General features: G+C 73.2%; 18 protein-coding genes. 5 read left to right on the top strand and 13 right to left on the bottom strand.

The genetic code is table 11. The features are described from left to right. Positions 1-25 precede the first annotated feature (25 nt). From OG335_RS38375 to OG335_RS38330, 10 genes are all read right to left on the bottom strand, one after another. Positions 26-1147, bottom strand: coding sequence for a hypothetical protein (locus OG335_RS38375; protein WP_405009237.1), 1122 nt, complete (start codon positions 1145-1147; stop codon positions 26-28). A gap of 380 nt (positions 1148-1527) precedes the next feature. Continuing rightward, positions 1528-2064 carry a GNAT family N-acetyltransferase gene (locus tag OG335_RS38370; protein ID WP_405009238.1) on the bottom strand — a complete coding sequence of 179 codons (537 nt, stop codon included), beginning with the start codon at positions 2062-2064 and terminating at the stop codon, positions 1528-1530. Between the two features lie 255 nt (positions 2065-2319). Next, complete coding sequence (locus tag OG335_RS38365; protein ID WP_405009239.1) at positions 2320-2727, bottom strand: gas vesicle protein K; 408 nt, start codon at positions 2725-2727, stop codon at positions 2320-2322. Beyond that, a complete protein-coding gene (locus OG335_RS38360; protein ID WP_405009240.1) occupies positions 2724-2966 on the bottom strand; it encodes a gas vesicle protein in 243 nt (80 codons plus the stop codon). Before OG335_RS38360 ends, OG335_RS38365 begins: the two co-directional genes overlap by 4 nt. Beyond that, entirely contained in the window at positions 2963-3796 is an 834-nt protein-coding gene (locus OG335_RS38355) for a GvpL/GvpF family gas vesicle protein (RefSeq protein ID WP_405009241.1), read from the bottom strand. The genes OG335_RS38360 and OG335_RS38355 overlap by 4 nt, the downstream gene beginning before the upstream one ends. Further along, positions 3793-4266, bottom strand: coding sequence for a gas vesicle protein GvpJ (gene gvpJ / locus OG335_RS38350; protein WP_405009242.1), 474 nt, complete (start codon positions 4264-4266; stop codon positions 3793-3795). The genes OG335_RS38355 and gvpJ overlap by 4 nt, the downstream gene beginning before the upstream one ends. 44 nt (positions 4267-4310) lie before the next feature. Next, on the bottom strand, positions 4311-4565 hold the full coding sequence (locus OG335_RS38345) for a gas vesicle protein GvpG (RefSeq protein ID WP_405009243.1): 255 nt from the start codon (positions 4563-4565) through the stop codon (positions 4311-4313). Positions 4566-4595: 30 nt separating this feature from the next. After that, positions 4596-5309 (bottom strand): GvpL/GvpF family gas vesicle protein, encoded by a 714-nt coding sequence (locus OG335_RS38340; RefSeq protein WP_405009244.1) that lies wholly within the window; start codon positions 5307-5309, stop codon positions 4596-4598. Between the two features lies 1 nt (position 5310). Next, complete coding sequence (locus OG335_RS38335) at positions 5311-5757, bottom strand: gas vesicle structural protein GvpA (RefSeq protein WP_405009245.1); 447 nt, start codon at positions 5755-5757, stop codon at positions 5311-5313. Positions 5758-5826: 69 nt separating this feature from the next. After that, positions 5827-6192 carry a gas vesicle protein gene (locus OG335_RS38330; protein WP_405009246.1) on the bottom strand — a complete coding sequence of 122 codons (366 nt, stop codon included), beginning with the start codon at positions 6190-6192 and terminating at the stop codon, positions 5827-5829. 516 nt (positions 6193-6708) lie between these two features. Between OG335_RS38330 and OG335_RS38325 the strand changes: the two genes are divergently transcribed. Next, entirely contained in the window at positions 6709-7590 is an 882-nt protein-coding gene (locus OG335_RS38325) for a histone protein (RefSeq protein ID WP_405009247.1), read from the top strand. 3 nt (positions 7591-7593) lie between these two features. After that, a complete protein-coding gene (locus OG335_RS38320) occupies positions 7594-8718 on the top strand; it encodes an SRPBCC family protein (protein ID WP_405009248.1) in 1125 nt (374 codons plus the stop codon). Positions 8719-8735: 17 nt separating this feature from the next. Here OG335_RS38320 and OG335_RS38315 read toward each other — a convergent pair whose 3' ends face one another. Beyond that, positions 8736-9167 (bottom strand): hypothetical protein, encoded by a 432-nt coding sequence (locus OG335_RS38315; protein WP_405009249.1) that lies wholly within the window; start codon positions 9165-9167, stop codon positions 8736-8738. 267 nt (positions 9168-9434) lie between these two features. On the opposite strand from OG335_RS38315, the gene OG335_RS38310 reads away from it, so the two are divergent. Continuing rightward, a complete protein-coding gene (locus OG335_RS38310) occupies positions 9435-9923 on the top strand; it encodes a DUF5709 domain-containing protein (protein WP_405009250.1) in 489 nt (162 codons plus the stop codon). Positions 9924-10064: 141 nt separating this feature from the next. Here the strand turns inward: OG335_RS38310 and OG335_RS38305 are convergent, their stop codons facing one another. Together OG335_RS38305 and OG335_RS38300 are read right to left on the bottom strand one after the other, a co-directional pair. Next, positions 10065-10472, bottom strand: a complete 408-nt coding sequence (locus OG335_RS38305; protein ID WP_405009251.1) for a hypothetical protein — start codon at positions 10470-10472, stop codon at positions 10065-10067. A 297-nt stretch (positions 10473-10769) separates the two neighbouring features. Beyond that, on the bottom strand, positions 10770-11327 hold the full coding sequence (locus tag OG335_RS38300) for a hypothetical protein (RefSeq protein WP_405009252.1): 558 nt from the start codon (positions 11325-11327) through the stop codon (positions 10770-10772). Between the two features lie 455 nt (positions 11328-11782). On the opposite strand from OG335_RS38300, the gene OG335_RS38295 reads away from it, so the two are divergent. Together OG335_RS38295 and OG335_RS38290 are read left to right on the top strand one after the other, a co-directional pair. Then, on the top strand, positions 11783-12952 hold the full coding sequence (locus OG335_RS38295; RefSeq protein ID WP_405009253.1) for a glutamate--cysteine ligase: 1170 nt from the start codon (positions 11783-11785) through the stop codon (positions 12950-12952). A gap of 134 nt (positions 12953-13086) precedes the next feature. Then, the gene (locus tag OG335_RS38290) at positions 13087-13242 is read left to right on the top strand and encodes a DUF6131 family protein (RefSeq protein WP_405009254.1); all 156 of its coding nucleotides are present in this window, start codon (positions 13087-13089) and stop codon (positions 13240-13242) included. Positions 13243-13446: the final 204 nt, after the last annotated feature.

Here is a 13446-nt window from a genome sequence, read left to right as displayed (position 1 = left end):
CCCTGCACCGGCCGGGCCGCCCCCGTCAGCCGCCCGAGGCCCACTGGTGGGCGCTGCCCCGGTGGACGGCGGCGTAGATGCGGTCGCGCAGCAGGTTGGCGTCGTGGTCGGTGAGGGTGCGGTCCAGGTGCCGCAGGACCACCGTGAGGAGGACGTTCTTCTGGTCCGAACGGGCTCCGAGGCGTTCCAGGGCCTGCGGCGGGAGTTCGCTGCACGGCGTCTCGGCGCGGATCTCGACGGTCTCCACGCAGTCGGCGTCCGGCCCGAGGGCGTCGCGCACCCGATCGCCGAGGTCCTCTGCCAGGTCGTCCCGGTCGACGGCGACGGAGAGGTCCCGCCGGACGGGGGGCATGGCGGACACGGGCCGGTAGGGAGCCAGGTCCGCCATCTGTGCGGCGACGGAGGGCTCGGCCGAGCGCAGGAGGCGGATGTCCGGGATGCCCTTGAGCAGCATCAGCATCCGGTCGAGCCCCATGCCGAGCGCGAGACCGCTCCACGAGGCGCCGAGGCCGGCCCGCCCGAGCACCTGCGGGTGCGCCAGCCCGCACTCCGCGATCTCGATCCATTCACCGTCCCGGTCGACGTCCACCTGGCGGCCGGCGAGCGTGTACGGGTGGACACGGTCCTCGTGGCGGTGAATCGCGCCGGGGAGGAGACCGTCGACGAGTGTCGTGACCATCTCGTCCAGATCCGCGGTCGTCGTCGGGGCCGGGCGGCGGGTCACGCGCCACAGGTCGAGCTGATGGGGAGTGCCGGTGTGCAGGCGGTCGATGCTGTCGCGGCGGTAGACCAGGCCGGGGCAGACGAGGAGCACGTCGTCGGCCGGGTCCGCGGCCAGCGCACGCAGCGCGGCCGGGACCAGCGCGCTGGAGTGGCTGCGCAGCATGGTCCGGTCGTCGACGTACCGGGTGTAGCGGGCCTCGCGCGTGACGTCGCCCGGGTCGTAGCCGAGATTGTCGTAGTTGTCCTCGACGGTGACGGTGCGCTCGCCGCGGTACCGGCGGACTTCGCAGCCCCAGCGCTCCGCCAGCGCATCGACGGCGCGGTCGAGGACGAGCTGCAGGGCGTGCGGCCCGGCGGCGGGATCGGTGAGGTCCCGGACGGACAGGTCACGGGCGAGCTGTTCGGTGGAGAGGTGGGCGGGCATGTCGGCCTCCTGGCCAGGAGCGGTGACGGGGGTCGAGAACCCCCCGGCCCCTGGGCCTGGCCGCACGGTGGGATCGGCCGACTCAGCTCCGGAGACGTGGCGAGGTCCGACCCCTGCGGCGCCCTTCGGGGGCCGGGGGGCCGGTAAATCGGCGAGAGATCGCTACGACGGCCACATCGGTACTGTAGCGGGCCCGCCGGGGCCGGTCCCGTCGTTTTCCCGCGCAGGCGCCCGGTCGTCGGCGGACGTCAGCCGGCGCGGACACGCCGCTGCTCGGCGCGGGTGGTGCCCGGCTCCGGCGGCGGCCGGTGACGGAGTGTCGGGTGAGGGCGTGTCAGATACCGGGCGGGGGTCCCTGGTCCGGGGCTCCGCCGCGTCGTTCAGACCTCCGGACGCTCCGGGGTCGGCCCGGCGAGCCGCAGCAGCATCGTGTCCGACTCCCCTTCGCGTCCGACGACGGTGAAGCCACGGGCGGCGTAGAGGCGGACGGCCGGGTTGCCGTCCTCCACGCTGAGGCTCAGGAGGTCGACGGAGGACCGGGCCGCCGTCTCCACCAGCGCGTCCAGGAGGGCGCTCCCGACGCCGCGGCCGCGGTGCCCCGGGAGCACGCCGAGAGTCAACTCCGGTACGTCGGGGGCGACGTGACCGTAGCCCGGATCGTCGGCCGGAAAGGTCCGCGCCCACACGGCGCCGATCGGCCGGCCGGTGTCGTCCTCGGCCACCACCCCGAAGTCTCCCGCCCGGGGCCAGCCGGTGACGTAGTGCGCGATGTGCGGCATCCGCAGCATCTCCGCCGAGGTGTGCCGGGCCCCGTCCCAGTTGAAGGCCTCCAGCAGGACGTCCGCCAGGAAGTCGGCGTCCTGCCCGGTCGCGGGCCGGAGCCGCACGGGGGCGCCGGGCAGGTGTGACCCGGACATGGGATCGGTGTGCACGGGATGCCTCACTTCATGCTGTCGCCGGGGAGGCGGCCATGCTACTTCGCCCGAACGGCTGGCCTGGATCCGGCAGGCCGGGCCCGTCGTCCCTGCACGTCACCGCCGCACGCCGCAGGCGCCTGCGGTCGACCGCCCGGTGTCCCGGTACCGCGGCCAGGCCCCACGCACCGCTCCGACGCCGCGGTCGGCGTCCGACAGGACGGCGCCGGTCCCGGGGTACGGCCGAGCGGCAAGCGATCAGTCGGGCGGTGGGGGCAGCAGTGGTCCGAGCGGTCCGAGGTCGAGGTTGAGGTCCTGGAGGGTCAGGTCGTAGCGGGTGCAGAGTTCGGTCATGCGGTCGTGGAGTGTCATGAGGGTGACCCCCAGGGTCTCCTCCTGCTCCTCCGTGAGGCCGCCGGCCTCGACCCGGCGAACCGCCTGCCGTTCGATGAGCTGCCGCAGGAGCTCCACGACGGTGAGGACCAGTTTCATGAGGTCGCGTTCGACGGTGTCCGGGGCGGTGGTGATCCTGCGTGGCAGGTGCCCGGATGCGGGGAGTGCGGAGGGGCGGGTGTCACCGGAGGTGGCCGGCAGCAGGTGGAAGGCGCGGCCGGCCGCCTCGGCGATCTCACCGAAGCGGTCCGGGTGGCGGGCTTCGCCGGTCATGGCGGTTCGCGCCCGGGTCCGACGGCCGTCGCCCAGGGAACGGGAGTCCGCTCGGTGACGGAGACGACGAGCGCTCGCAGGGAGATCCGGACGAGGTCGATGTCGGCGATGGACAGGACGACGTCCCCGGTGAGGACGACGCCGCTGCCGAGCAGGCGGTCCAGCAGGTCGATGAGGGCGACCTGCCGCTGCGGCAGGGGCCCGTCGGAGCCGGCCGGAGGGCCGTCGACCGTCGTCATGAGGCGGGCCCCCGGTCCGGGCGGACGGCATCCTGTTCGTTCGGCCGTGCCGCGTTCTGCTCAAGCCCGGCGAAGGAGTAGGGAGCCCAGGGCCCGGTGATGACGACCCGCACACCGGGCAGGCCGTCGGCCGACCGCAGGACGTCCGCTCGGAAGGCCGCGGCGTGGTCCTCGGGGACCAGGTAGGCATCGTTGGCGACGTTGGTGCCGGGCCCCGCAGCGAGTTCCCCCTGCTGTACGCGGTGGCGCACACGGTCGACGGCGTGCGGTCCGGCGGCGGCGTCGACCCGCTCGACGGCCGTCCGGGCCACCTCGTAGGCGTCCTGCCGGTGGTGCTGCTCGGCACGACGATGGAGGAGGTAGGCGCGGCCCGGACTGATGTCGTCCGGGGTGGACGCCGGCTGAAGGGCCGCGTCGTCGAGGTAGAGCTTCACACCCCACTCCACCCGGCCGGCCAGCTCGGCGAGGCGGGCGAGGAACATGTCCTGGCGCTCGTCGAGCATGGAACGCACCCGCTCGTCGTCGAGGTAGACCGTGGCCAGGCGCAGCGGCAGGACGGTGGTGTGCCGTGCGACCGCTTCGACCACCGTGTGGTGGACGCGGGCGAGCGTCTCCAGCCACGGCAGCTCTTCGAGGTGGGTACGGAGGGCGTCCTCGCCGAAGTCACCGGCGGGCACCGGGCCCGTGATCGCCACCGGGTCGTGGCCGCGGGTGGGCGGTACGAGCTCCACCGGTGAGGAGGCCACCCCGACGATCGCGGCGACGGCCTGCTGCAGCCCCTCGGTGCGCCGTGCCACGGCGTAGGCGTAGACGAGGTGCCGGGCCGTCACGGCCGGTCCCGATCGGTGGTGGGGCGGGCGCGAGGCGGCGGGCGCTTCGAGCGGGCGCGTCGTTCGGTCGTCTCCTCGGCAGACGTGTCGGTGTCGGTGTCCGTGTCCGTGTCCGTGTCCTCGGCGGGCGGCAGGGCGGCTCCGGCGCGCAGTTCTTCGATCTGTTCGCGGAGGCGCCGGTTCTCCTCCTCCAGCGACGGGCTGCTCCCCGCCCGGGAGGAGAGGGACGGGTCGTGTTCCCACCAGTCGATGCCCATTTCCTTGGCCTTGTCGACGGACGCGATCAGCAGGCGCAGCTTGATGGTGAGCAGTTCGATGTCGAGGAGGTTGATCTGGATGTCCCCGGCGATGACGATGCCCTTGTCGAGCACGCGTTCGAGGATGTCGGCGAGGCTTGCCGACGACTGGCCCGTCGGCGGTGCGGAGCGGGAGGGGAACGAGCCGAGCCTGCCGGCGACGGGTTCGGTCACGGCGTCGTCGCCTCCTTCCGGGCCGGGTGCTGCGGTGCGTGCGGTCAGGTGCCGGACTGCTGCTGCCGGTACGCCCTGATCTCGTCGAGCCGGTCGAGGAGTTCGTCCTCCCGCCGGTCGAACGTCTCGTCGTCGATCTCGCCGGCGAGCAGCGCCTTCTCCAGCGCGGCGAGTTCCCGTTCGACGGGTCCGGGGTCGTAGTACTCGTTCTCCGCGGTCTCCACGACGCGTTCCAGTACCCAGACGGTGCCGCGTACCGGTGCCAGCGGGAGGGTGAGGATCTGGGTGAGCAGGCCCACGGCCTTCTCCTTTCTCGCACGAAGCTGTTCTCACACGAAGCTGTAGGCGGGCAGGGGGCCGTGCAGCCGGAGGTCGAAGTCGCCGCCGAGCTCGGCGGCGAGGCCCTTCTCCGCGGTGAGGAAGAGCTCCCGGTGCTCGTGGTCGACGAGGAAGGAGACGTTCAGGAAGTCCTGGCCGGTCGGCTCGGAGACCACGTCCTGGCGGGCGTGGGGCCGAAGGGCCTCGGTGATGCCGGTGGCGAGCGCGAGGTGACGGGCCCGGACCTCCTGGGCGACGATCTCGCCGAGGGCCAGCGGCAGGTCGGGGCTGCGGCTGCCACCGGTGATGTCGTCGTTGAGCTGCCGGGCCTCGGCGGACTCCAGGAGGATCTCCCGCAGCAGGGAGTCCTCCTCGACGGCGGCCTTCAGGTGGTACTCCGCGCAGCCCTCCAGGGCGGTGAGCCGTTCCAGGTACTCCTCGCGGCGTTGGTGGAGGGCCTCCCGCACCGCGTCGTCGTCGGGGGCGGTGAGGCCGAATCGCAGCGGCAGCACGGTGCCGTCGGCCATGAGCCGTTCCTGGACGGCCTGGTGTGCGGCGAGGTCGCGGCGTTTGGGCCGCAGGTCGGGCGGGGCGTCGCTGACCGTCGCACACAGGGGCCCCGAGCGGACGGTGCGCAGGTGCGAGGGGGGCGCGCCCACGCCGTCGAGGCCGTCCAGGTGCAGGGGGTGGTCGGCAGCGGTGACGGAGTACACGTAGACGGGCACGTCATTCCTCCCGGCGCCGGGTGGGCCTGCGGGCCGGCCGTTCGCGCTTGGGTGCGGGTTCCTTCTGCTCCTCCTCGTCGTCTTGGTCGCGTCCCAGGTGGAGGGTGTCGGTCACCGCCTCCACGGCGCCCGAGAGCGCGCCCTTGCTCTTGCCGTGCGCCCCGCCCTCGGTGACCTGCCCGACGATGTCGGTGAGCTGCGCGGGGGCCTTGCGACCGGCTTCCAGGTCGAGACGGTTGCATGCCTCGGCGAACCGCAGGTAGGTGTCGACGCTGGCGACGACGATGCGGATGTCGATCTTGAGGATCTCGATGCCGACCAGGGAGACCCGCACGAAGACGTCGATCACCAGGCCGCGGTCCAGGATCAGTTCGAGAATGTCGTAGAGACTTCCGGTGCTCCCGCCTCGGGCGGGGACACCGGCTTGGCTTTGCGGCACCACGGTCATGGCGCCTCCTTTCGCCTCGCCGGCCCACTGGACGCCCGGACGGCACGTGCCCCACGGGACCCGGACGAGTCAGGTCGGACGGTCGATCTGCCCCCGGCTGTAGCGGCGGACCCGCTCGTAGGCGAGGAGTTCGCCCTCCTCGTCGAGCGTGACGCGATAGCTGGCGAGCACGCTGGTCGTGTCCGGTATCCGTTCCAGTTCCATCACCTCGACGTCGGCCTGCCAGCCCTCCTCCGTCGGCTTCAGCGCCGACACGGACTCCGGTTGCCGGCCGAGGAGTTGGGCGAGCTGCTCGGCGGCGTTGCGCATCGCGTCCGGTGCCGAGACGCGTCGCCTGCGCGATGCCGGACGGCGGCGGGGGGCCTCGTCCGCATCGGGTGCACGCTTCGGGGCAGGTCTGCGCGGTCTGGCGCCGTCCTCCCTGCCTGCGACCATCTGCCTGCTCCGGGCTCGGAGAAATTGCGGGTTGCCCCCACGGGCACTGTGCTTCATGCTGCCCACCCATCCTCCCTCCGGGGGATCGGCCGCGCACGGCGGGCCTTCGGGCCGTTCACGGCCCGAAGGCCCGCGTGGGCACAGGGCGAGGACATCCCTGCTTGCGCGAGCCGCAGCGCCGTGCATGATCCGGCGCCCCACGTGCGCTCGCCGGGTTGACTGCCCAGACTGGTGGTACGGGCGCGCAGTACGGTGCCCCGCTGCTCGTGCTCGTCCGTCGTGGCCCCTGCCCGCCGTGAGCACCGGTCCGGGGCGTGCGTGACGAGGCGTCACGGCGTGAGCGTCGTGCACCGCACCGGGCTGCCCCTCCGCGCAGGTGACGCTGCGCGCCTCAGCCCGGCAGGGACTCTCCGACACGGAGTGCTCCGGTGCTCCGGGCCGACCACGGCACCGTACGTGCCCCTTTGCGCGGCGCCCGTCCATCGAGAAGGGGCACATGCCGAAGGGACCTGTCTCATGAAGGACACCGCCAAAGTCGCCCTGGCCGCCGCGGTCGCCGGCGGATACGTACTCGGCCGCGCGAAGAAGGGGCGGCTCGCCTTCGCCGCCGCGACCTACCTGGCCGGACGGCGGTTCGGGCTGGATCCGCGTCAACTCGCCACCGAGGGGCTCCGGAAACTCGGTGAGGTGCCCCAGGTCGCGGAGCTCAACGAGCAGGTCAAGGGGGAACTGCTGGAAGCGGGCAAACGTGCGGTGGTCGCCGCGGCCAACCGGCGCGTCGGGGAGCTCGCCGATTCCCTGCGTGAGCGCACCCTCAACGTCGGCAAGCCGAAGCCCGAGGCGGTGGACGAGGAGGAGTGGGAGGACGAGGAACCGTACGACGAGGAGGCCGAGGACGAGGAGGCCGAGGAGGAACCGTACGACGAGGAGGAGCCGGAGGAGGACGAGGGACCGGGCGACGTGGAGCCGGATGAGGAGGAGGGAACGGCCGAGGAGGAACCGGAGGAGGAACCCGCCGAGGAGGAGCCTGAGGAGGAGCCGGAGGAGAAACCGCGACGGCGGCGTACGGCGAGCGGTGACCGACCGGGCAGGCGTGCCTCACGGGCGGCGTCCCGGGACGACGAGCCCGCACCCGAACGCAAGCCGGCGAAGAAGGCGGCCCCGGCCAAGAAGTCGTCCGCAGCCGCCAAGAAGGCCCCGGCGAAGTCCGCTCCCCCCGCCAAACGCTCGACGACCCGCGCTGCACCGGAGAAGAGCGCGGCCAAGAAGGCCTCGGGCCCGAAGGCCGCCGCGCCGGCGAAGAAGACCGCAGCGAAGAAGACTGCGGCCAAGAAGAGCGCGGCCACGAAGACCACCACCGCGGGCAAGCCGTCCACGCGCTCCACCCGCGGGAGGTAGGCCATGGCCACGACGGACCGCAAGTCCCCCGACACCTCGGGTTTCGACAAGCTGCGTGAGGAGGCAGTCCACTACCTGGGTGCCCAGATGGAGCACCTGGTCGAGAAGGCCGGCGACAAGGTCTCCGACCTGACGGGCCGGCTCGGCGACGTCGCGGAGAACGGGGGCGTGCTGCCCAAGGTCGGGGCTCGCGTCCTGCAGGGCGACTCGCCTGCCAAAGCGTTCCTCGGCGAGAAGGCCAAGAGCATCAAGGACAACGTCGTCGACAAGGTCAAGGGGGCGTTCGGCGGCGGCGGCAAGCCGGGACGGAAGTCCGGCAAGAAGCCGATGAACATGATCGAGACCCTCGACGTCGGCGTGCCCCTGCGCACCGCCTACGACCACTGGACCAAGTACGAGGACTTCAGCGGGTTCGCCAAGGGCGTGCAGAGCGTCTCCCAGGGCGACGAGGTCACCACCGACTGGAAGGTCAAGGTCGGACCGTCCAAGCGCAGCTTCAAGGCGACCGTCCAGGAGCAGGTGCCGGACGAGCGCATCGTGTGGACCTCCGAAGGCGCCAAGGGCAGCACGCGCGGTGCGGTGAGCTTCCACGAACTCACCCCGACCCTCACCCGCATCGTCCTCGTCGTCGAGTACTACCCGGCAGGATTCTTCGAGAAGACCGGCAACATCTGGCGCGCACAGGGCCGGCGCCTGCGCCTGGACTTCAAGAACTTCCAGCGCTACGTCTCGCTCACCAACGACGAGGCCGACGGCTGGCGCGGCGAGATCCGCGACGGCGAGGTCGTCAAGACCCATGACGAAGCCATGGAGGAGGAGGAAGCCGCCCGGGAGCAGGAGAACCAGGACGAGGAAGAGGACGGCTACGAGGACGCCGAGAGCGACGACGAGTACGCCGACGAGGAACCCGGGGACGACGAGGAGCAGGAGTACGACGAGGACGCCGACCGGCAGGAGGAGCCCGGGGACGACGGGGAGATCGAGGAGGACGCCCTCGACGACTCGGACGAGGAGGACTTCGAACCGGAGGACGAGGGCGAGGACGACGAAGCCGAGGATGAGGACGAGGACGACGAGGAGGACTTCGAACCGGAGGACGAGGGCGAGGACGACAGGACCCGGCGCTGAGAACGCGGGCGGGCCCGTCACGCCAGAACGACCCCGACGACGCCCTGCAGCACCGTCCCGTTCTCCTGTGCGGCCTCCAGACGCTCCTCGAAGGCTTCAGCGCGCCGGTCGGCCGGGAGTTCCGCGAGGTCTCCCGGCCAGGTGCCGGGCAGCACCACGGTCACCAGCACCACCCCGGCTCCGGCGGCCGACAGCCAGCGCGGCGACACCGCGAGCGCGGGCTGCGGTTCCCACACCTGTCTGCCGCCGACCAGTACCAGCCGCTCGAACCTTCCCCGGCGTACCTGGACGGCCCCGGTCGTCACCGGTGCCTCCCCCGCCGCCAGGACGAATCCGCTCTCCCACGCGTCCACCGCCAGCGCCCCGTAGTCGCCCGCACCGACCTCGACGATCACCTCCGCGACGACGCCCCCGCCCTCCGTCTCCCGCACCGCCAACGCCCACAGCATCGGCCCCTCGTCCGCAGCACCAGTCACACCCCGTTAACGACCGGCCCTCTCCGATCGCACGCCGGGATCCGCAGGACCGGACGGCCGGCGGACGGCCGGTGCCCCGCGGGCGACGAACAGCGGACGCCGAACCGCGGGCGAGAGCGGGCACGAGAACGGGCACGAGAGCGGGGACGGTTCGACGGGGACGGTTCGACGGCCGATACCGGGTAGGCGCGTACCGTCCGGAGATTCCGGGCCGTGTGAACCTGCGCGAAAGGACGGACCATGAGCAGTGGCGACATGGGGGACGACGTCTACCAGCCGGACGGCGGGGCACCCGAGGACGCGACACCACCCGACCTGGAGAACGCGCTGGACGAGCGCGACTACGACGACGTCCTGGACGAGGGCTACTCGCCACCCGAGCGGCCGCTCGCGGTCGACCGGCCGGGGACGACCACGGCGGAGCAGCACGACGGCGAGACGCTCGACCAGCGGCTCGCCCAGGAGGTGCCGGACGTCGGGGAGGCCGCCGGGGACGGCATCGGCGATCTGCCCGGCGCTGCCGGCGAGCCCCGTGACCGCGAGGTCGGGGACGTGCGGGCGGGCCGTCTGGTGGCTCCCGACGAGGGGGCCCACGCTGACACGGAGAAGGAGCTGTGGGGCACCGACGTGGGGGTCGATGCCGGGGCGGCCGGCGCGGAGGAGGCCGCCGTCCACGTCGTCCCCGCCGAGGACACCGAGGCGGACCCCGGCGTCCCGCCACCCGCGTAGTCGGCCGGTCCGCGGCGGTTCGTCCGGCCCCTCGCGCCGCCCGGTGTCCGCGCCGTGCAGGAGACGGCCGTGCAGGGATGCCGGACGGCCCGCGCCGGACGGCACCCCACCTGCCGCAGCCCTCGCACCGGTCGGCGCCGATCAGTGGGTCTCGCGGCGCTCCTTCATCTCGGCCTCCGCGATGTGGTCCCGGCCGCCGACCAGGGCTTCGCGCACCTGCCGCTCGACCTCGGTGAAGCGCCGGTGGTATCCGTCGTCGTAGGCCTCGACGATCTGGAACGTCCACATGCCCGGCAGGACGTCCGCGCCCCGCACCTCGCGCTCCACCAGGTCGGCGAGGTCACCGTGTCCGGCCCGGCGCAGCGCTTCGACAGCCTCGCCGACCGCCTTGTCGGCGCCGCCGGTCATCTGGTGGAAGTCGTACAACCGCCCCCGGGCCCGCACGGTCGTCTCCAGCGCTTCCGAGAGCAGCCCCAGCGCCTCGACCGTGGCGTCGCCCACGCCCTCCGGGCGGGCGTGCCGCCGCAGGGACTCGTCACCGCTCGTCATGCGCCCCTACCTCCGTCGCCACCTTGTCGGTCATGTCGGTCATGGTCCGCCGTCCCGGTCGTCTGCGTGCGTGTTCCCGGCCGGAGCGCCTTCCACGCGTGGCGGCCGGGACGGCGGCTCGTCACAGCTCGTGGACCGGACGAAACAACCCGGACCCGCCGTACCGCCTCTGCGGCGGGGCAGGGCACGGCGTCACGGTGCTCCCCGTGCCGTGCGGTGCGGTGACGGACGGTCGTACGCCGCCCGGGGACGAGCGGCCGGGGACGGCGGCCGGGCCGGGTGGCCCGGCCGCCACGGTCAGCCCTTGGCGGCGGCAGTCGACCAGCGCAGCGCACGGCCGAGGAAGGGCTTCGCCTCGGCCTCGGCGGAGAGGGCCGCGCCGACCGGTGCCGCTTCCGGCCGGGGCCCGGTGGAGGGTAGGGCGCGGGCCATCTCCGCGACCTCCGCCACCGGACGCAGCAGCGCCGCCCGGGCGAGCGCGCGGCCCAGCGGATCCGGGGCGCTCCGGGCCAGTAGACCGGCGAGTTGCACCACCTCTTCGACCGGGCGTCGCAGCACGGCCTCGGTGGTCACCAGGTCGACGGCAGGACCCTCCCCGTCCAGTGCCGCGACGAGTTCCGCCACCTCGGCGACCGGTCGCAGGACCGCCGCGGCCCGCACGGCGGCGTCCGCGCCGGGGAAGGTGTGTCCGGCCAGCAGGCGCAGCAGTTCCGCGACCTCGTGGGCGGGGCGGCTGGCCGCCGCGGCGTCGAGGACCACCACCGCCAGCCCGCCGGGTCGCTCGTCCGAGCCGGCCGGGGGTGGTGGGCAGTCGTCCGGCAGCGGGGACGTGTCCGTGGACATGGGACGGGCCACAGTCAGAACTCCTTCGAACAGCAGGTACCGGTTCGTGGCCGATCGACCACACGCTGCAAGCATCCGCACCGCACCCGGTATCGGCCACTTGGACGCATGCCTCCGCCACCGGTCGGGACAGGTCGCGGTCCCGCCCGCCCGCGAGGGTGCGGGTTCGGGTGCCGGGGCCGCCCCGGGCCCTGCCCATGGCGGGGCCTGTGGCTGCGCCGTTCGGGGGCCGGCCGTTCCGGCGCGGCGGCAGGGCGGGCGCCGTGTCGAGAAGGTGGACCGGCGTTCGTCCGAACGGGGAGGACGGCCCCGGGCCGAACCGACAGTCACCCCACCCCGATCACCCCCCACCCTGGTCACCCCCACCGCCGTCGCCCCACCGCCGTCGGCACCCGGCCGCCTCGGCAGGCCCGCGGAAACGGCCGCGGTCCTCGATTCGGGAGCACCGGGAGGGGTAACCGTGCGGCATGAGCCGAGACGAACCTTCGGGCGCCGGAGCGCCGGTCCCCGCCCAGGACCGCTGGCCGTCGGGTGGACCCGTACTCAGCGTCGGCGTCGAGGAGGAGTACCTGCTCGTCGACCCGCTGACCGGACTGCCCGCGGCCCGCGCCGAGCAGGTGCTCGGGGCGGCACGGCTCCAGTCCGCGCTGGACCCCGGCGAGGTCCAGCACGAACTCCTCCAGGCACAGGTCGAGATCGCGACACCGGTGTGCGGCACGCTGGAGGAGATCGGGGGGCACCTCCTGCGCATGCGGCACGCCCTCGGGGAGGCCGCGGAGGCGTCCGGCTGCCGACTGGCGGCCGGAGGCGCCGCCCCGATGACAGGCCGCACCCCGGTACCGGTGACCCCCTCCGCGCGCTACCGCGCGATGCACGCCGACGCTCCCCGGCTCACCGACGAACAGCTGGTCAACGGCATGCACGTCCACGTGGGCGTGCCCGACCGGCGGCTGCGGGTGGCCGCCCTGAACCGGCTGCGCCCCTGGCTGCCCGTCCTGGTGGCACTCGCCGCGAACTCACCGGTGTGGGAGGGGGACGAGACCGGTTTCGCCAGCTGGCGCACGGTGGTGTTCAACCGCTGGCCGGTCACCGGCATCCCGCCGCAGTTCGCCGACCCGGACGACTACGACCGGCGCACCCTCGCCCTCCGGGAGAGCCGGATGATCCGCGACGAGGGTCAGATCTACTGGCAGGCCCGGCTGTCCGCCCGCTACCCGACGGTCGAGGTCCGGGCCATGGACGTGCAGATGCGCGCCGACGACGCCGTCATGCTGGCCGGCCTGGTCCGCGCACTGGTCGCCACCGCCGTCCGGGAGGAGCTGGAGGGCCACCCGATGCCCGACCGGCAGCCCGAGAGCCTCTCCGGGGCCGGCTGGCATGCCGCCCGGTACGGCCTCACCGACGAACTCCACGACCCCCTCACCGGCCGGCTCCGCCGGGTCGGCGACATCGTCAGCCTGCTGGTGGACCACACGGCCCGGGCGCTGGAGGATGCAGGGGACACCCGGCAGACGACCGCAGCGCTCCACCGACTGCTCCGCGAGGGCAACGGCGCCGAGATCCAGCACCGGGCGTTCGCCGACACGGGCCTCACCGGCCTCCTGCGGCTGATCACCGACCTGACCGTCTCCCGCTGACCGGCCCGCCGGGCGCCTCGGACTCTCCGCCCCTCGGCCCCTCCGCCCCTGCGCCCGGAGCCGGCAGCGCTGCCGGATTGAGTTGCGGATCGCCGGGCAGAAGCAGGCCAGGGGGCATTCGAAGGAGAGTCCGCATGATCATCCTCGGAGTGATCCTCCTCGTCATCGGCCTCATTGCGGGGCTGGGCTTCCTCTGGACCATCGGTGTGGTCCTGCTCGTGGTCGGACTGATCCTGTGGGTCCTCGGACTCGTCGGCCACGAAGTCGGCGGACGGCGCCACTACTGGTGACCCCGACCGCTGTGCCCCTCCGACGCCGTCGGCGTCCGGACCGGCCGGGCCGTGACGGGTGTCCGGACCGGCCGGGCCGTGACGGGTGTCCGGACCGGCCGGGCCGTGACGGGTGCCGTGACGGCTCGCACGATCCGGAATGCCGCTCGGACACGGCGTCGCCGCACCGCCCTCGCGTAGGACGCCGATCGGCATCCCGGTAGC

This window comes from Kitasatospora sp. NBC_01539, assembly GCF_045040525.1.
In the GTDB taxonomy this organism is placed as follows: Bacteria; Actinomycetota; Actinomycetes; order Streptomycetales; family Streptomycetaceae; genus Kitasatospora.
This window is presented reverse-complemented; position numbering and strand designations above follow the sequence as displayed.